Genomic DNA, 17,614 nt, shown 5'->3' with positions numbered 1-17,614 from the left:
CCGATTCTATCCGGCAAATTTTGTGGTATACTTCTTTGTGACGCACTTCGTTGGAACGAATCGAACCAAGCAATGGACTTAGCAGAGGAGAGAACAGCTTATATGGATACGTTGGAAGCCATCAAGACGCGCAGAAATATCAAGAGCTTCAAGCCCGATCCGATTGACCGGGCGTTGATCGTAAGCTGGCTGGAAGCGGCGAGCTACGCGCCGAACCACCGCATGACCGAACCGTGGGAAATCAAGTTTGTCGGTCCTAAGACGCGCGCTCAGATCGGCCACAAGACGGACTTTAACGGCGCGCCGGTCGTTATCGCCATTACGTCGAAAGGGGCGGCGACCGCCGTCGACCGGGACGAGCATGTCATGGCCACGGCCTGCTTCGTGCAAAATTTCCTGCTCGCCGCGCACGCCTCCGGCGCCGGCGTGTTCTGGTCATCGATCGGCGCTTCGCCGCGCAACCGGGAAATTCTCGGCGTGCCGGAGACGGACGATGTGGTCGGCGTATTCGGGATCGGTTATCCGGCCGAGGTCCCGGCGGTTAAAGAGAGAACGCCGATCGTGGATAAAATCGCGGATTTGGCATGAGGAGACGTTTCGTTAGGCAAAGCCGGAAGGGGGAATCAGCGTGAGCAACGGGGCCAACGCGCTCCCGTCTTCCCGGCCGGCGCCCCCGAACCGCTGGCTCGTGCTCGCGAACGTGTCGCTCGGCACGTACATGGCCACGCTGGACGGAAGCATTGCGAATGTGGCGTTGCCGACGATGGCGCATAAGCTCGGGGCGCCCATTCACCTGATTCAGTGGGTGCTGACCGCCTATTTGCTGACGATCTGCGCCACGCTGCCCATCATGGGCAAACTGTCCGATTTGATAGGCAGGACGAAAGTCTACCAGGCGGGTTTTCTTCTGTTTGCCTTCGGCTCCGCGCTGTGCGGGCTGTCGCATTCGCTGGGCGCTTTGATCGTTTCGCGGATCGTGCAGGCGGTCGGGGCGTCTTGCCTGATGTCCAACAGCCAGGCGATCGTAGCCGAGACGTTCGGCTCCGGCGACCGGGGAAGAGCGCTCGGCATCGTCGGAACGGTCGTTTCGCTCGGCTCGCTGACGGGCCCCGGCATCGGCGGCATCCTCGTCGAGCATTACGGCTGGCCGACGATTTTCTGGATCAACGTGCCGATCGGCGCCGCGGCTTTTGCGGCGGGACTCTATCTGCTGCCGAAAAGCGCGCCCCGGACGCGCGAGCCGTTCGACTTCGCCGGTTCGGGCCTGTTCGCCGCGGCGATGGTCGCGTTTCTGTACACGTTGTCGAACGCCCAGGACTGGGGCTGGACTTCCGCCGCCACGATCGCCGGCGGCGCGGCCGCGCTGGCGGCCATGCTTGGCTTCTGGCTGTGGGAGAGGCGCGCGAAGTTTCCGATGCTCGACTTTCGCTTATACCGGATTCCGGCCTTCGCCATCGGCAATCTGACCGCGCTGCTCATGTTTACGGCGACGTTTTTCACCAACGTCATGATGCCGTTTTATCTCCAGAACGTGCGGCTGCTGTCGCCGGAGAAAGCCGGCTATTTGATGATGGTCGTTCCGGTTGCGATGGCGGTGATCGCTCCGCTGTCCGGGGCGCTTTCGGACCGAATCGGCCCGAACCTGCTGACGACGGCCGGAATCGTCGTCGTGGCTTCGGGCTTTGTCGGCCTGCTGTTTCTGACGCCGGATTTGAACCCGGTTCTGCTGGTCGCCATTCTGTGCCTGTTCGGCCTGGGCAGCGGGCTGTTCCAGTCTCCGAACAACGCCAGCATCATGGGCGCGGTGCCCAAGCCGCAGCTCGGCGCGGCCGGCGGGCTGAACGCCCTGGTGCGGAACGTGGGCATGGTGCTCGGAACGTCCGTGTCCGTTTCGATCTATACGACAAGCCTGCATCGGATCGGCGGCGCGTCCGGCGCCTCCGATCCGCAGGCGATGACGGACGCGCTCCGCATCGTCTTCGCCGCAGGCATCGCAGTCAGCCTGCTCACGCTTCTGGTGTCGGTCAGGCGCTGGCGGTTGAAACCATCCGACTGAGGTTGCATCCATGTCGCTTTCTTCCATTGCGCAGAACATTTCGTACCTGATCCTGCTCATCAACATCATTCTCGCGGTCAGCGTTATCTTCATCGAACGCCGCAACGTCGGCGTCACCTGGGCGTGGCTGATGGTGCTGCTGTTTTTGCCCGTCGTCGGCTTCGCGCTGTATTTGCTGTTCGGCCAGAACCTGAGCCGGATCAAGCTGTACAAAATCAAGAAAGAAACCGAGGAGCGCTTCCGGAGCATTATCGAGCGGCAGCGCAAGCAGTTCAGGCAGCACAGGCTGACGTACAACGACGATTCCGCGGCCGAATACGAGGATTTGATCTACATGAACCTGTCCAGCGCGATGTCCCTGTACACGCAGGATAACGACGTCCGCATCTTTACCGACGGGCAGGCCAAGTTCGACGCGCTGATCGACGAGCTGGAACGGGCGAAGCATCATATCCATCTGATGTATTATATCGTGCATGACGACGGAATCGGGCGCAAGCTGCTCGATTGTCTGGTCCGCAAGGCGAACGAAGGCGTCGCCGTCCGGTTTCTGTACGACCCGATCGGAAGCCACCGCCTGCACTCCCGGTTTTTCGAGCCGCTGGTCAAGGCGGGCGGGGAGGTGGCGGCCTTTTTTCCGTCCCGCATCCCGTATCTCAACTTCCGCGTGAACTACCGCAATCATCGCAAGATCGCGATCATCGACGGGAAAGTCGGCTATATCGGCGGGATCAACGTGGGGGACGAATATTTGGGCCTCGATCCGAAGTTCGGCTACTGGCGGGATACGCATCTTCGGCTGCAGGGTTCCGCCGTCAAGCAGCTGCAATCGCAATATTTGCTCGACTGGAATCTGGCGTCCAACCGGATGTTCGAAGGGGAGGCCTATTTCCCCGACTTTAAGGGCGGCGGCCAGGTCGGCGTGCAAATCGTGTCCAGCGGCCCGGATCAGGAAATGGAGCAGATCAAAAACGGCTACATACGCATGATTCATTTGGCGAAGGAATCCGTCTGGATTCAAACGCCGTATTTCATCCCGGACGAAAGCCTGCAGAGCGCCATCCGTCTGGCCGCCCTGTCCGGAGTCGACGTGAAGATCATGATTCCCGCGCGGCCCGACCACAAAATGGTCTATTGGGCGAGCCGCTCTTATTTGGGGGAACTGCTGCCGCTCGGGGTGCAATGCCTGCTGTACGAAAAAGGCTTCCTGCACGCCAAGGCGCTGGTCATCGACGGCAAAGTCGCGACGGTCGGGACGGCCAACTTCGATATCCGCAGCTTCAAGCTGAATTTCGAATCGAACGCGTTTATTTACGACCGCAGCGTCGCGGGGCGGCTCAAGTCGATTTTCGAGGAGGATATGGCGCACTGCCGCGAACTGACTTTGGCGGAGCATTTGAACCGGCCGCGTCTGCACAGAATCCGCGAATCGGTGACTCGCCTGCTTTCGCCTATTTTGTAAGGAGTGGCGATGGATCTTTTTCTGACGATATTATGGAACAACGTGCTGCCGCTGACGGTCATGATCGGGCTCGGGGCGGCATTGCAGCGGCTGTTCTCGCTGGATATCCGGACGCTGTCCAAGCTGAATTTTTACGTTTTTTCACCGGCGATCATGTTTCAGCTCCTGTACACGACGGAAATTTCGACGCGGCTGTTCGGCACCGTGATGCTGTTTTGCCTGCTGTTTATGATCGCCCAGTACGCGCTTGTGGAAACGGTCGTCCGCCTGCGCCGGCACCGGGCCGGCATGAGGAGCGCGATGCGCAACAGCGTGCTGTTCTACAACAGCGCGAATTACGGCATCCCGATCAACCAGTTGGCGTTCTCGGGCAATCCGCATACGCTGGCGGTGCAAATTTTGGTGATGATGGTGCAGTCGCTTATCCCGAATACGTACGGCATCTACACCGTGAACGCGCACAAGGCCGACTGGCGGCAAATTCGGCGCATCATTCTCGGCATGCCGGTCATTTACGTCATTCCGCTTGCGCTTATGATGCGGGGGCTGAACGTGCCGCTGCCCGAATTCGCGGACATTTCGCTCGGCTATCTGGCGAACGCGTTTATCGGTATGGCGCTGCTTACGCTCGGGGTCCAGCTCGGCAGCATGAAGTGGTCGTTTCACAAGTCGCTCGCGCTCGACATCGGCTTGTCCGTCATGCTGCGGCTTGTCGCAGGGCCTCTCCTGGCCTGGCTGATCACGCTGCCGCTCGGTCTGGACGCGCTGACCGCGTCGGCGCTCATCGTCTCGTCGGCCGTTCCGACCTCGCTCAGCAGCGCGCTGCTGGCGGTCGAGTTCGACAACGAGAAGGAGTTTTCCTCGCAGGCCGTCTTTTTCTCCACCGTCTTCAGCATCGTCACCGTCACCATCGTCATCGGACTCGTTTATACCGGATCCTAACTGAAAAACCGGTTCGCCGGATCGGACAGTTTCTCTGTCCGCAGGCGAGCCGTTTTTTTAGGCTTGTCCGAAGTTCTTTCCTGACGTCAGCGTCATTCGAAATCCAAATTCACCGGTCCGTCGGGCAATTCTTCTTCGTCGGGCACATCGGTCGTCGGTACCGTCTCGTTGACGACGTCGAAGCGGAGGGTGTCCGCCCATACCCTGCCTTTCCCGCAGAGCAGCACGCCGAAGGCAATGGCGACGCTGTCGCGCGGCACGTCCAGCACAACGGAATAGGGGTTCCACGCCGTCGTTCCCTTGACAGGACGGTTGGACATGTTGTCGAATCGAAGCATCTCCTGATCCTTCCCGTCGATCCGCATCCACAGTCCGCACCATTGCTCGACGTTCTCGGTCTTGAGGAAGCCCGTCAGGCGAAGCCGCGTTCCGCGGTACGCGTCGGCCTTGAACATCTGCATCATCGTGCCGAATCCGCCGGCCGAATCGCGGCGGGACCGCAAATAGCCCGAAGCCTTGCCTTGATGGACGATTTTCCGGTCGATGCCCATCTCGTAGTCTCCCGGATGGCTTCCCGCCAGCATCCAGCCTTCAGGTTCCCTCTCAAATTCATTCGTAGCCGTTTTGTCCGTTTTATCCGTTTTGTTCATTCCGGTCCTCCCTTTCTGCTCCTGTTGCCGCAAAATTTCCTTTACATACGTCCGATACCGGCCCGGCGTCATTCGGTACTGCTTTTTGAACGCCCGGGTGAACGTTTCCTGGGACTCGAAGCGATAATCGAGGGCAATTTCCAGGATGCGCCGGTCGGTTGTCAGCAGGTCGCCTGCCGCATTTGCCAGTCTACGCTTGCGCACATAATCGGCGGGGGTCATGCCGACGTGGTGCTGAAACAACCGGTGAAAGTGATATGGAGAAAAGGCGGAGCGGCTTGCCAATCGATCCAGGCTAAGGTCTTCCTTCAAATTCGCTTCCACGTACCGGAGCGCTTTGCCGATCGCCTCCGCATGATCGGTATAGATCATGTTTTTCGTCGTTCACCTGCCTTTGCCTGATTCAAGCTTAGCACCGCGTTCTAGATCGCGTTTGACTTTTCTTGCGAAAGTCGGTCTGTCCCCGCCGCCTTCACTTCGGGCGCTGCCATTTCCGCCGGTAGGCAAGCGGCGTATGGCCGACGCGATCCTTAAACAGGTTGATAAAGTGGGTGACGTGCTCGACGCCGACGGAACGCGAAATTTCGGATACGGTCAGATCGGAGTATTTGAGCAGCTCTTTCGCTTTGGTGATGCGGACATTGATCAAATATTCGCCGGGCGAAAAGCCGGTGTAACGCTTGAATTCCTTGGCCAAATGATACTTGCTGACGGCAAAACGCTCCGCCAGCAGATCGAGCGTCCACCGCTCCCGGAAGCTTCGGTCCAAAAGCCGCACCATGTCGCCGATGTACCCCGGGCGCTCCGCGGCGGGCGGCATCTCCAGTTCCTGCGCGGCAAGCGTCAGCTCGGTGAGCAGGTCGGTCAGCAGCTTGGAGGATACGAGCTCGGTCCGGTAATCCTTGCGCGAATGCAGCTGAATCAGTTCCCGAATGACGGACGGAACGTTCGTCCCGCGCGGCAGCCGGACGGCCGGATCGCCCGCGGAACTCCGAAATTGCTCGTAATAAGCCCTCGCCGCGCCTCCGTTCAGGTGCACCCACAGGATCTCCCATTGGTTGTTCGGATCGGCGGCGTAGCGCTGATATTCCATGCAATCGATGAAGAAAACGTCGCCCGGCTTCAGCGAATACGGCTTTTCCTTATACAGCAAATGGCCTAAGCCCGCCAACGTATAGACGACCAGGAACGAATCCAGCCCTTCCCGCTCGGTGAAATACGTGCTTAGCGTACGGAAATGCCCGACCTCCTGCACGTAATAAAGCGAGGACTTGGCCCATGCCGACGGCGTGGCGATCAGCCGGACGGAGTCGGGAGTCCAATCGTAGGTTGCGACTTCCCGGTACATGCTGCGACGCGCCTCCTTTTGAACGATGATTCAGGCGCAAACCGGGCTTCATGTGGAAGTGCTGGAGATGTGCGATCTGGACCGCATGCTGCGGGAGGTGACGCCGGAGCAGGTGAAGGCCAAGCTCGAAGAGGTTCACGCCATGTTCGAGATCAGCGGCGATTCGCCGTCCGATCCGATCGCGCGCAAGCCGACGGAGGAGCAGATGGAATGGTCCTGCAAGGTCGCGGCGGCGCAGGAGAAACTGGTTCGCGAATACGACCTCGACGCGCTGACCTACTACTATCACGGAGCGCCGGGCGGCGACTACGAGAAGCTGCAGGGCGGATTTATCGTCGGCCATTCGCTGCTGACGGCGCGGGGCATTCCCTGCTCCGGCGAAGGCGATTTGAAGACGGCCGTGGCGATGAAAATCTGCGACATTCTCGGCACGGGCGGCAGCTTCTGCGAAATCGTCGCGGTCGATTACGTCGACGAGACGATTTTGCTCGGCCATGACGGGCCGTTTCATATCGCCATTTCGGAAGGCAAGCCGATCTTGCGCGGCATGGGCCTGTACCACGGCAAGCAGGGGACGGGCGTTTCGGTCGAAGCCAAAGTGCGCCGCGGCGACATCACCACGCTGAACGTGACGCAAACCGGGGACGGCAAGCTGAAGCTGATTTCGGGCGAAGGCGTGGCGACGGACGGCCCGATCATGAAAATCGGCAACACGCAAACGCCGGTCAAATTCCGCACCCATCCGGACGAATACATGGAGCGCTGGTTCGCGGAAGCGCCGACGCACCACTGCGCGATGTCGGTCGGCCGCAACGCTTCGCTGTTCCGCAAAGTGGGCGAGCTGATGGGGATCAAGCACGTGACGCTGTAAATCCGGTCTCGGACGAGCCCCGGCTGCGGCGCATTCATCGCCGGAACCATGCCGACAAGCGCGGCAGGCTCCGGCTTTTTTGGTCATTCCGGCAGGCGATAAACGGCGAACGGCTCGCCGTAGCGGAACGGCCTGCTGATTTCGTCCAGCTCGCGCCAAACGTCATCCGGCAGTTCCAGCGCTTCGCTCGTCAGGTTTTCGTCCAACTGCTCCGTCCGGGTCGCCCCGGCGATGACGGTCGCGATGGCCGGCTGGCGGAGTAGCCAGGCGATCGAGAGCGCACCGGGCGAGCAGCCCGCCGCCTGAGCGAGACGGACGACCTGCTGTCCGAGCGCCAATCGGGCGTCGTCTTCCAGAAATCTCCCGAAGCCGGGATCCTTGTCCGCCCGCGAGCCCTCGGGCCTTTTGTTGTCGGCGGTGTACTTGCCGGTCAGAATGCCGCCGGCGAGCGGGAAGTAGGGGATGATGCCGATTCCCTGGTCGAGGGAAAGCGGAACAAGCTCCCGCTCGGGCGTCCGGTCGGCCAGCGAATAGCTGGTCTGGACGGACACGAACCGGTTCAGTCCGAGCCGCTCGCTGATGCCGATCGCCTTCATCAGCTCCCATGCGGCGTAATTGGAGGCGCCGATGTAGCGGACTTTTCCCGAGCGGATCATGTCGTCGAGCGTCCGCAGCGTCTCCTCCAGCGGCGTGTCCGGGTCGAACGTGTGGATTTGGTACAGATCGACATAGTCCGTCTTCAGCCGCTTGAGGCTTTCGTCGAGCTGCCGCATCAGATGATAGCGCGACGATCCGCGGTCGTTCGGCCCCGGGCCAAAGACAAGACCCGCCTTCGTCGCGAGCACCGCTTCCGACCGGCGGCCCTGCAGCGCTTCGCCGATGATGCTCTCCGATTCGGTTTTGGCATAGATGTTGGCCGTATCGATAAAGTTGATACCGCGATCCAGCGCCTGGTGCACAATGCGGATGGAGACGCTCCGGTCCGCGCGTTTGCCGAAAGCGTTCGTTCCCAGGCCGATGGCGGACACCTTTAACCCGCTTCGTCCCAATGGGCGGTACTTCATTTTGCGATCCCTCATTTCCGCGATGAATTCATGCTTGGGGGCACGTTCACCTTGAATATACCGTTCCCGCACCCGGAGCGCAAATGCGGAGCCGGCTGGCGGTAAAACGGAAAAACCCCCGCCGGCCCGCGGGAAGCGGGGAGGCGGGGGCGTACCGGCCCATAGAACGTGAGGGCGTTATACCAAAGCGGGGGAGGCGGACCGTTCGCGCAGAAGCTGCCGGATGATCTGCTGCTTTCGCTTGGAGACGGGCAGGCGTTTGCCGCCCGGGCTCTGATCCTCGAAATAGATATAATCGTCCACGATTGCCGAAATTTTATTCAAGTTCGCATAACAATCGGACGAAACCCTTACGAAATCGGGGTCCTGCATCAATCCGAGCCGCTGCTCGGCGGACATTCTTCTCTTTATATTGTAATTGCGTCCATGAAAGCTGATGAGTCCGTGCGAACCGACTCGAAAGTACAGCGTATCCTTCTTCGGGTCGATGACTTCATACCTGCTCATAGCTACGTCCATCTTTCCAAAACCCCCTTTAGAAAGTGTGCCTGGTAGCGCTTTCATTATATCACAGATTCCCGTTTTTTTAACCCCTTTTTCACCGAATTGGGCACTTTTTTTGCGGTGCGTTCAGCAGCCGGCTGTTCGGGGAAAAAAAAACTACGACGGAATAACTAACGCACTGTGTTTAGCTTCCAGCTCTTTAAGATACGCCAGCGGATTTCTTCGAAATCGGCGTCGTAAGACACTTTCGGTCAAACGGTTGCGCCATTGCTGTCTCTGTTGCTTGTAAGCGGCATAGGAGACGAGACAAAGTCTGGCGGGAAGATCGGGCTGCTTCAATGCATCGTCGACAAGTACGACATATTCGCCATTGCGAAGAATGTATTCGTTCCAACTGCGACGACCGGTCATCCGACGATGGCGCGTCTTCGTTTGTCGGAAGAAACGTTCGTGGTCATTGTTTGTTCGCGGTAAATACTTATGGTCATAACACGCAAACAAGCCTTTCCAAAAGCCTTTGGTGTAGCTGACGACATTCTTGACCATCGGGGCATCCGTGTGCTGATCGTACGTGCTTTGCAACCATTCGAGGATTTGCGTCATCTTCTCCCGGACCGTGTCACTTGTTTTCTGTTCGGCGGGTTCCAGTGCAGCAGCAATACGGCGAATAGGCTCCATCCAACGGCAGACTTCCCGATACGCTGACGCCAATGTATCAAGTTTGCTAAATATTCTGACGATGTTCCGAAGAAGCGAAGGCCCCTTTTTTACTCAGGCATTGTTCGAGGGATGCCCGAATGGCTTTGGCATTTTGGTAGATGCGCATGCCAGGCAGATCGAGCGGCGGGTTTCCGTCTTCGAGCAGCAGGGATCGAATGGCGGCGATGTATCCTTTCGCCACCTCGCCTTCGCTGGAAGCTTGTTCCTCTACTTTCCGTTCGATGTCCCGAATGCCGCGCAAGCTTTTTTTAAGTTCGGTTTTCAGTTTCCGATCCAGGTCGACCACCGGTTTGGCGATGTCCTTCAGGTAATGATACTGGCAGTATTGATACGGGACGTTCGGCAATAACTTCTCGAACGCCAGCCGAATCGACTGCTGGCCGTCAGTGATGATTCCGATGATCGGATAGCCGAATTCCACGATGGGTCGAATCAATTGCTGCAGTTCCTCGGACGATCCGCTCTTGAGGTTTTTGGCAGCGAGCACGGTTCCACTGAGTACTTCACGAATCACATACAACGTCTCGTTTCCTTTTTCCGGTTGAACACCGTCCATGGAAAGAACCAGGCCGCCGTGCTCTTCGGTGATGGTTTGCAGCACGCTGCGGTTATGGTGATCGATACTGGCGCCCAGCAGCGTGAGGTACCGTTCATACAGCATTTGTGCGTTGCGGTCTGTAGTCTTTACACCGCGGCGATTGAGCTCGTCGGCAATTTCTTTTCGCGTCAGATGGTGCTTGAAGCGTAGTTCCCCCACCAGACATAACACGTCAAATCCATAGGTGGTAAATTTCATACATAGCTTCTCCGCTTCGGCCGATCGGTAGCGCGCGTTCGGGTAAGGGCATTGCGAGTTGGAACAGCGATAAGCCATGCTCCAGGCAAAGATGACACCTTGTAGAGTCGCTATTTTCTTTTTCCACGCGGCATGTGCGCGAACCAGCTTGGCATGACAATGCGGACATGCGGTGAATTCGGGACGAAAGTAGATCGTTTTTTCCGGAATGATTCGATTTTTTGGACGCATGAAGAAAACCCCTGTTTTGTTTATGAATGAAATCGTCTCTGATTTTTTCGACAAACAGGGGTAAAACACCTTCGTTGTATGGTTATTCCGTCGTAGAAAAAAAACGCGCCCCCGGGATCGCATCGCGGGGGCGAAAGCGTAATCGCTGTACGGCCGGCGGGCTTGGGCAGCGTCGTTTAGGGCCTCTTCGCCGAACCGTCGTCCGGAAGGGGGGCCGCGGTCAGCTTTTGTTCCACTTTCTCCTCGTATTGCTCGAAAGCGCCGAGTGCGCTCCAGCCGCGTTCTTCCATCAGAAGCCGGTACCGGAGCCGCTTCTCGGTTAGCTGCCCGCGCAGCTCGCGGCGCTCCTCCTCGTCCCGGCAGCAGCGGAGCAAATCTTCCAACGCGACCATCTCTTTGCGCAGCTCCAGCTCCGGCGGAATCGCGCCGGCGTTCTTGAGCAGCCTGAAACCCATGCGCAACTCGTCCGGCACCGATTCGAGCGGGTCCGGCGGCAGCGGCTTGCCTTTGCCCGGCAGGCGATCGAATTCGCCTTTGAGCTGGGCCTCGACGATTCGTTCATTCGCGATGGATTCGAACCATTCCACGGCAGACCCTCCTGTCCAAGCGCGTGTGCGCGGTGTGATCCGATTGTACCATGAAACGCGCCGTATTTCAGCCGCCGCCGATTACCGGACGGATTCGGACAGCGGAACGGACCGGGATTTGCGGTGCATCGAAACGAAATACACGAAAGCGCCGAAGGCGACGACCGCGGCGGAAACAAGGTACATGGCGCGGGTGCCGGCCGCCGCCGCGATGCTGCCCAACACGACGGACCCGATGCCGGCGCCGCTGTCGAAAAAGATAAAATAGGTGCCGGTCGCTTTCCCCGTCCGGTGCGCGGGGGCGGCCTTGACGGCGACCGTCTGCAGAACGGGGCCCAGCGTTCCGAAACCGAGGCCGATTATCGCGGCCGACAGCAGGAACACGAACCCATGATGGGCGCCCGCCAGCACGACGAGCCCGACCGCGTATAGCGCGATGGTCGGATAGACCAGGCAGCGGGTGGGGACCCGGTCGAACAGCTTGCCGGTAAAAGGCCGGGACAGAAGGATCATCGCCGCATACACGACAAAATAATAGCCGGCGGCGGCGCTCAGTCCGATCTCCTTGGCGTAGACGGGCACGAAGGTCAGAATGCCGCTGTAGGCGACGGCCATCAGCATCGCCGTCAGCGAGATGGGAATCGATTTCGGCTCGACGAAATTCCGCCAATGAAAGCCGGGGACGTCGGATTCCGGGGATTGGGCCGCCTTCGCGGGCGCTTTCCGTTCCGGAACCCGGAAGGTTCCGCCCAGCGCCAGGGCAAGCGCGCCAAAAACGGCGAAGACGCCGAACAGAAGGCGGAATCCGCTGTGCTCGACGATGACAAGGCCCAGAAACGGCCCGAGAACCATAGCCAAGTTCATGGTCAGCGCGTAGTAGCCCATGCCTTCGCCTTTGCGGTTTTTGGGCACCAGTTCGATCGCGATCGCCCCGTTGCCGGTCGTGGCCACGCCGAAGCTGAGGCCGTGAATGAACCGAATCAGCAGCAGGATGCCGAAGCTGCCCGCCAGCGGATAAGCAAAGGTGGCGAGCATAAACAAGCATAAGGAAAGCAGCAGCACGATCCGGCGCTTCGGTCCGTCAAGCCAGCGTCCGGCGAACGGCCGCATCAGCACGGCCGCGATGATGAAGGCGGTCATGATCCAGCCCGCTTGCCCCGGATCGCCGTTTAACTGCTCGGTGACGAAGGCGGGCAGCGTGGCGGATAACGAATAAAACGTGATGAAAATAAAAAAACTGCTCAAGCAGACGCCGATAAAGTCTTTTGTCCATAATTTTTCCTTCAATCCGTTCGCCTCTTCTTGCTTTTATCATGTTGGTGCCGTTCGAGGGCCTAAAGCGCGCCGAACCCGTTCGGCCTCTGCGGTCAACCCTCGTCCGCCAAACCCAGCCGCGCGTTGGCGTTGCGCTCGATATGCCGGAGCAGCCGTTTAAGCTCGTTCAGCTCGCCGTCGGACAGCCCTTCGGCAGCAAGCCGGACGGTCTCTTGCTCGATCCGCCGCGTCCTTTCGAAAAGACGCTTTCCCTCTTCCGTAACCTGGGGGAGATACGAGCGCCGATCTTCGGGATTGGCGGTTCGCACAACCAGCTTTTTGCGCTCCAATTGGTCAAGAATGCGGGTCACGTTCGTCTGGTCCTTGCCGACGCGAAAGGCAAGCTCCTTCTGCGTCATCGTCCCTTCCTCGTTCAAACGGGCGAGCACCGACCATTGTTCCGTCGTTACATCGTAAGGGGCAAGCCGAAGCGCAAGAAGCTGCGATACCCTGCGTCCGGTGCGATTGAGGATAAACCCGATCGATTCGTCAATCGTCATCTCCCGTTTCCCGCCTTTCTCCCAATTAGTTGCTGTAGCAATTATAATGAAGCCAATTAATTTGTGTCAACGAAAAAAGGGTATGGGGCCGGCGCGGTTGGGGCTTGAACGAACGCCTTCCGATTGTTACGCTGTTGATAGTCCGCTGGCGAAGCGGGACAAAGGTCAGGGAGTGTTGACGAGACGATGATTACCCGCACGATTACCCCCTCGGAAAGCGGCAAACGGTTGCACCGCTATTTGCGGCAGCTCATGCCGAACCTTCCGCTGGGTCAGATTTATAAAATGATCGACCAGGGCAAGGCGAAAATAAACGGCAAACGAAAAAAACAAAACTACGAGCTTGCGGCCGGCGACGAGCTGACGCTGTACATGGAAGAGACGCAGTTCAAGGAAGCGTCCGCCGGGCGGCCGAAACCGAAATATGTCGGCGTCAACGCCAATATCGACGTCGTCTTCGAAGACGACGAGCTGCTGGTCGTCATGAAGCCTGCGGGCGTGCTCACCCATCCCGACCGGACGGACCAGAAGGACACGCTGATCAATCGCGTTCACGCCTATCTGTACCGGAAGGGCGCGTTGGACAGCGCGCTGTTTATGCCGGCGACGGCCAACCGGCTGGACCGGAATACGAGCGGCCTTGTGCTGGTGGGCAAAACGGCGGGCATGCTGCATCAGTTGAATCAGTGGATTCAAAAGCATGAGCTGGAGAAGTATTATTTGACGATTGCGGAAGGCAGGCTCGCGGGCGAGGGAACGCTGACCGGCAGCCTGATCCGGGACGAGCGCGGGAACCGGACGCGCGTCGTCGGGGAGCGGCCCGCCGGTGCGGAAACGGGCGCCGGCGGAAAGCGGGCGGCCGGCCCCGCGCCGGCGGAGAAGAGCGCCGTGACGCATTACCGGGCGCTTCAATACGGGAAAGGCTATACGCTGCTCGAAATCGAGCTGGTCAGCGGCCGCACCCACCAGATCAGAGCCCATCTGCAGAGCATCGGGCATCCGCTCCTGGGGGACGTCAAATACGGCGGCAAGCCGTTTGCGGGCGTCAACCATCAACTGCTCCACGCATGGCGCATCCGGCTGCCCGACGGCAGGGAATTCCGCGCGCCGGTTCCCGAGCTGATGCGCCGGACGATGGCCAAAGCGGGGCTGACGATGCCGCAGGATCTTGCGTGAACGAATAAAGAGCTGTCCCATAAGGAGTTGGAAACGATTGTGGGGCGGCTCTTTTTTATGTAAAAAAGGATGGGTCTGCGCAATAAGCATGGGAAGGGAAGTTGATCCCGTCTTTTGGCTTGTCTGTTTCGGTTTAGCCTTTTAATTCTGGAGTCTAAACCGTCAAAAATGGAGACATCCGAGAATTCCTTGCTTTTTCGCCGATATCGGACGAGGTTATAGGGACAGGGTCGGCAAGCCGGCTTCCCTGGGTGCGGATAATTACCGGGCGCCGTCCTCGAAAGGATGGGGACGCATTCCGTCCGATGCGCGTCCGGGCTTGCCGGCTGTCCGCTGGTTTGCATCTTGCGGCATTTTGCCAACGGCGGATCGCGGCTCCGGAGGGATACGGCTCTTGCCGATCCCTTGACGCTCCGAGGTGAGCGGGTATCGGCAGGGGCCGTTTTGCGATTGGGGGCCGGCCTTCCGCAAACCCGTCCGCAAACCCGTCCGCAAACCCGTCCGCAAACCCGTCCGTAAACCCGTCCGCAAACCCGTTTGTCCGGGAACATAGGACCACCGTTCCGTTATACGGCCCAAAAACCGCTGAAATCAAGCAGCCCCGGACACAGATTCCGCTATTTGCGAGAAACTTGCGCCTTTTTACGGTTTTCCGGGGGATTAACGGATCTCCTGTCCGGAACCATTCGTTTTTCCTGCCAAATGGCCTTCATAACGGATTGTCTGTCCGTTACCATCTTCCCTGCGCCGGTATCCTCCTGTGCACCCTCCCGTGCATACGCCCCTACCCCGTACATTTGCGTTCCTGTACGCCTCATTTGTCAATCTCTTTCACCGCGAGATCATCGGTTGTAGCAGCGGCGCGAGAAAAACAACTCGGTTGGTATATAGGGCCATCGCCAGCCTTTGCTTCTACGATAAGAGGCTTACGCACAGATGTGAAAGTTAAGGATTCCTCTATGAACTCCTATGTACTCCGAAAAGCAGGCACCTCCCACATTTGACTTGAGGGCAGCCCCGGGCGCCCGGCCGGTCTGGCGAGCCAAATACCCGATTTAATTGCCTTTTAGGCACTTAAAACGGGGGCGCGCGCGAAAGCGAGCTGTGCAGTTGCGGCGAAGGCAACTGCATTTCCGCCCGGCCGGTCCGGCGGGGGCGATTCCCGATTAATTGCCTTTTAGGCACTTAAAACGGGGGCGCGCGCGAAAGCGATCTGTGCAGTTGCGGCGAAGGCAACTGCATTCCCGCCTGACCGGTTCGGCGGGGGCGATTCCCGATTTAATTGCCTTTTAGGCACTTAAAACGGGGGCGCGCGCGAAAACGGACTGTGCAGTTGCGGCGAAGGCAACTGCATTTCCGCCCGGCCGGTCGGGGCGGGCAAGAGGCTTGAGGGCGCACGTAAACGGGCTTCTTTTGCGCTGGCGCGGCGGCCGCATGCTTGCGGCCCTCCCCAAAATGGGTGCTCTGCGAACCGCTTTTTTGTTGCATTAAGTGTATTAAGTGATATAATACACTTAAGTTGATTGATATGCGTAAGGGAGGTGTCCGCTTGAATGAAATCCGCATTGGGGGGTTGCGGTTCTCGCTCGATCTGAGCCAGCCGCTGTACGAGCAAGTGTTGGAACAGGTGCGAAGTTCGATTGCGAAAGGTGAGATCGCGTTGGGCGAGAAGATTCCTTCGGTGAGAGAAATGGCGCAGGCGCTGAAAATCAATCCGAACACCGTTATGCGAGCCTATCAGGAGCTGGAACGGGAACGGTTGACCGAAACCCGGCGGGGGCAAGGGACGTTCATCACGACGGACGCCGCAAGGGTGCAGGAGATCCGCAACAAGCTGGCGGAACAAGCGGTCGAGCAATTTTTGGCCAAAATGGAGAGCCTGGGGTTCGGGCTTAAGGATATCGAATCGATGATCAGAGCAAAAGGCGGTGTATCCCAATGACGCAATCGGCGATTTCGGCCGAAGACTTGTGCAAGCGGTACGGCAAAAAAATCGCGCTGGCCGATTTCCGGGTCGACATTCCCCGGGGAACGGTGACGGCGATACTGGGACCGAACGGCGCGGGCAAATCGACGTTTATGCGCATGATTACCGGCATGGTCCGGCCGGACCGGGGGACGGTAACGGTGCTCGGGCGCAAGCCCTCGTGGAAGACGAACGCCTCTATTGCCTATCTGCCGGATCGGGCGCGCTGGTTCGGCGGCCATACCGTCAGGCAGGCGGTGGAATGGGGATCGAAGCTTTTGCCGGGCTTCCAAACGGACCGGGCCTGGGAACTGATCGATATGCTCGGCCTCGGGGCGGATCAGGAGGTGGCCGGAATGTCCAAGGGGCAGGAGGCCAGGCTGATGCTGGCGGTGTGTCTGGCGCGCGACGTTCCTCTGCTTGTGCTCGACGAGCCGTTTTCCGGCATCGATATGCTTTCTCGCGAGAAGATCGTCGCGGCGCTGATCGATTCGTTCAGCGAGCGCAGCCAGACCGTGCTGATCAGCACGCACGAGATCGCGGAGACGGAGAGCCTTTTTGATTACGCGGTCTTCTTCGCCGAAGGGCGCAACGCCCTGTCGGGCGACGTGGAGGAGCTCCGGGCGCGGCGCGGCTCCGTGCAGGACATTTACAGGCAGCTATACGGATAGGAGGATGCCGATTGAATATCGGAACGTTTGCGCATTTGTTCAAGCACGAGTTTCGTATGGATATTCGCCGGGTGTACGCCCGAACGTGGTTTTGGGCTTACGCCGCCGTCATTCTGGCCGTACTTCTGGTTGCGCTTGGCGTCTGGGGAGGGAGAAGAGGCTTTAATCCCCAATATTTGATTTATTTCATGTACGCTTTTCCGTTCTTTATGATCGGCGTGGGACATCGGGCGCTCAATCGCGAATGGTCGGACCAGACGTACGGCTGGTGGCTCACGCTGCCTTACTCGCGTTTCAGGCTGCTGCTGGCCAAATTCGCGGCCTCCCTGGTTCAGGGCATGATCCTCGGCGTCATTGCGTTCGGCGTTCTGCTGGTTCTCGTCCTTTACACCTCCCTGCTGCACGGGAAAGGATTGGGCGAAGCGGCGGACTTTGTCCAAATCGAGCTGCAATATATGCTCGTGACGGCCGCGGCGGTGCCCTTCATGACGGCGCTCGGCATGGCGGCGGCGATCATTTGGCGGTCGAAGGCGAAAGGGCTGTTGCCCCTGATCTGGATTGTGTTCGGCACGCTCGGCAATATCTTCAATTGGATTAATCTGTATACGCGTCCGGAAAAATCGGAAAGCACCGTTCTGCTGTTTCAACACGGCATCCCGCCGGAGGTGTGGGCCGTCCTGGCCGGAATGTGGCTGCTTGCGGGCGGGCTGTTTGCGGTCGCGGTTTACATTTGCAAAAAACATCTGATCGTGTAAC

General features: G+C 58.9%; 18 protein-coding genes. 9 read left to right on the top strand and 9 right to left on the bottom strand.

Going from position 1 to position 17,614, the window contains the following annotated elements:
- Positions 1-102 precede the first annotated feature (102 nt).
- From F560_RS0105160 to F560_RS0105145, 4 genes are read left to right on the top strand one after another with little or no spacing between them, the layout of a single operon-like run.
- Positions 103-588: a nitroreductase family protein gene (locus F560_RS0105160; protein ID WP_019004652.1), complete on the top strand. Its 486-nt coding sequence runs from the start codon at positions 103-105 to the stop codon at positions 586-588.
- A 40-nt stretch (positions 589-628) separates the two neighbouring features.
- Positions 629-2,056, top strand: coding sequence for an MFS transporter (locus F560_RS0105155; RefSeq protein WP_019004651.1), 1,428 nt, complete (start codon positions 629-631; stop codon positions 2,054-2,056).
- 10 nt (positions 2,057-2,066) lie between these two features.
- Positions 2,067-3,518, top strand: coding sequence for a cardiolipin synthase (cls, locus tag F560_RS0105150; protein ID WP_019004650.1), 1,452 nt, complete (start codon positions 2,067-2,069; stop codon positions 3,516-3,518).
- A 9-nt stretch (positions 3,519-3,527) separates the two neighbouring features.
- On the top strand, positions 3,528-4,460 hold the full coding sequence (locus F560_RS0105145) for an AEC family transporter (RefSeq protein ID WP_019004649.1): 933 nt from the start codon (positions 3,528-3,530) through the stop codon (positions 4,458-4,460).
- Positions 4,461-4,552: 92 nt separating this feature from the next.
- On the opposite strand, the gene F560_RS0105140 is transcribed toward F560_RS0105145, so the two are convergent.
- Together F560_RS0105140 and F560_RS0105135 are read right to left on the bottom strand one after the other, a co-directional pair.
- Complete coding sequence (locus F560_RS0105140; RefSeq protein WP_026298104.1) at positions 4,553-5,479, bottom strand: helix-turn-helix transcriptional regulator; 927 nt, start codon at positions 5,477-5,479, stop codon at positions 4,553-4,555.
- 103 nt (positions 5,480-5,582) lie between these two features.
- Positions 5,583-6,458 carry a helix-turn-helix transcriptional regulator gene (locus tag F560_RS0105135; RefSeq protein ID WP_019004647.1) on the bottom strand — a complete coding sequence of 292 codons (876 nt, stop codon included), beginning with the start codon at positions 6,456-6,458 and terminating at the stop codon, positions 5,583-5,585.
- Between the two features lie 25 nt (positions 6,459-6,483).
- Here F560_RS0105135 and F560_RS22565 point away from each other — a divergent pair, with 25 nt between their 5' ends.
- Positions 6,484-7,329 carry an L-arabinose isomerase family protein gene (locus tag F560_RS22565; protein ID WP_156828899.1) on the top strand — a complete coding sequence of 282 codons (846 nt, stop codon included), beginning with the start codon at positions 6,484-6,486 and terminating at the stop codon, positions 7,327-7,329.
- Positions 7,330-7,412: 83 nt separating this feature from the next.
- Here the strand turns inward: F560_RS22565 and F560_RS0105125 are convergent, their stop codons facing one another.
- From F560_RS0105125 to F560_RS22560, 7 genes are all read right to left on the bottom strand, one after another.
- Complete coding sequence (locus F560_RS0105125) at positions 7,413-8,393, bottom strand: aldo/keto reductase (protein WP_026298103.1); 981 nt, start codon at positions 8,391-8,393, stop codon at positions 7,413-7,415.
- A gap of 177 nt (positions 8,394-8,570) precedes the next feature.
- Positions 8,571-8,912: a LytTR family transcriptional regulator DNA-binding domain-containing protein gene (locus F560_RS0105120; protein WP_019004644.1), complete on the bottom strand. Its 342-nt coding sequence runs from the start codon at positions 8,910-8,912 to the stop codon at positions 8,571-8,573.
- A 141-nt stretch (positions 8,913-9,053) separates the two neighbouring features.
- Positions 9,054-9,575 (bottom strand): IS66 family transposase, encoded by a 522-nt coding sequence (locus F560_RS0105115; RefSeq protein WP_019004643.1) that lies wholly within the window; start codon positions 9,573-9,575, stop codon positions 9,054-9,056.
- A gap of 46 nt (positions 9,576-9,621) precedes the next feature.
- Complete coding sequence (locus tag F560_RS0105110; protein WP_156828898.1) at positions 9,622-10,644, bottom strand: transposase; 1,023 nt, start codon at positions 10,642-10,644, stop codon at positions 9,622-9,624.
- Positions 10,645-10,820: 176 nt separating this feature from the next.
- Positions 10,821-11,231, bottom strand: a complete 411-nt coding sequence (locus F560_RS0105105; protein ID WP_019004641.1) for a DnaJ family domain-containing protein — start codon at positions 11,229-11,231, stop codon at positions 10,821-10,823.
- Positions 11,232-11,312: 81 nt separating this feature from the next.
- On the bottom strand, positions 11,313-12,518 hold the full coding sequence (locus F560_RS0105100; RefSeq protein ID WP_019004640.1) for an MFS transporter: 1,206 nt from the start codon (positions 12,516-12,518) through the stop codon (positions 11,313-11,315).
- An 80-nt stretch (positions 12,519-12,598) separates the two neighbouring features.
- The gene (locus tag F560_RS22560; RefSeq protein WP_019004639.1) at positions 12,599-13,045 is read right to left on the bottom strand and encodes a MarR family winged helix-turn-helix transcriptional regulator; all 447 of its coding nucleotides are present in this window, start codon (positions 13,043-13,045) and stop codon (positions 12,599-12,601) included.
- A gap of 186 nt (positions 13,046-13,231) precedes the next feature.
- Here F560_RS22560 and F560_RS22555 point away from each other — a divergent pair, with 186 nt between their 5' ends.
- The 4 genes from F560_RS22555 to F560_RS0105070 all read left to right on the top strand — a co-directional run bounded on the left by F560_RS22555 (position 13,232) and on the right by F560_RS0105070 (position 17,613).
- Complete coding sequence (locus F560_RS22555; protein WP_019004638.1) at positions 13,232-14,221, top strand: RluA family pseudouridine synthase; 990 nt, start codon at positions 13,232-13,234, stop codon at positions 14,219-14,221.
- A gap of 1,549 nt (positions 14,222-15,770) precedes the next feature.
- Complete coding sequence (locus tag F560_RS0105080; RefSeq protein WP_019004636.1) at positions 15,771-16,163, top strand: GntR family transcriptional regulator; 393 nt, start codon at positions 15,771-15,773, stop codon at positions 16,161-16,163.
- Positions 16,160-16,858, top strand: a complete 699-nt coding sequence (locus F560_RS0105075) for an ABC transporter ATP-binding protein (protein WP_019004635.1) — start codon at positions 16,160-16,162, stop codon at positions 16,856-16,858. The genes F560_RS0105080 and F560_RS0105075 overlap by 4 nt, the downstream gene beginning before the upstream one ends.
- Positions 16,859-16,869: 11 nt before the next feature.
- Complete coding sequence (locus F560_RS0105070) at positions 16,870-17,613, top strand: ABC transporter permease subunit (RefSeq protein ID WP_019004634.1); 744 nt, start codon at positions 16,870-16,872, stop codon at positions 17,611-17,613.
- Position 17,614 lies beyond the last annotated feature (1 nt).

Source organism: Cohnella laeviribosi DSM 21336, from assembly GCF_000378425.1.
In the GTDB taxonomy this organism is placed as follows: Bacteria; Bacillota; Bacilli; order Paenibacillales; family Paenibacillaceae; genus Cohnella; species Cohnella laeviribosi.
The sequence above is the reverse complement of the archived record's forward strand: the minus strand, read 5'-3'. Positions and strand labels throughout refer to the sequence as shown.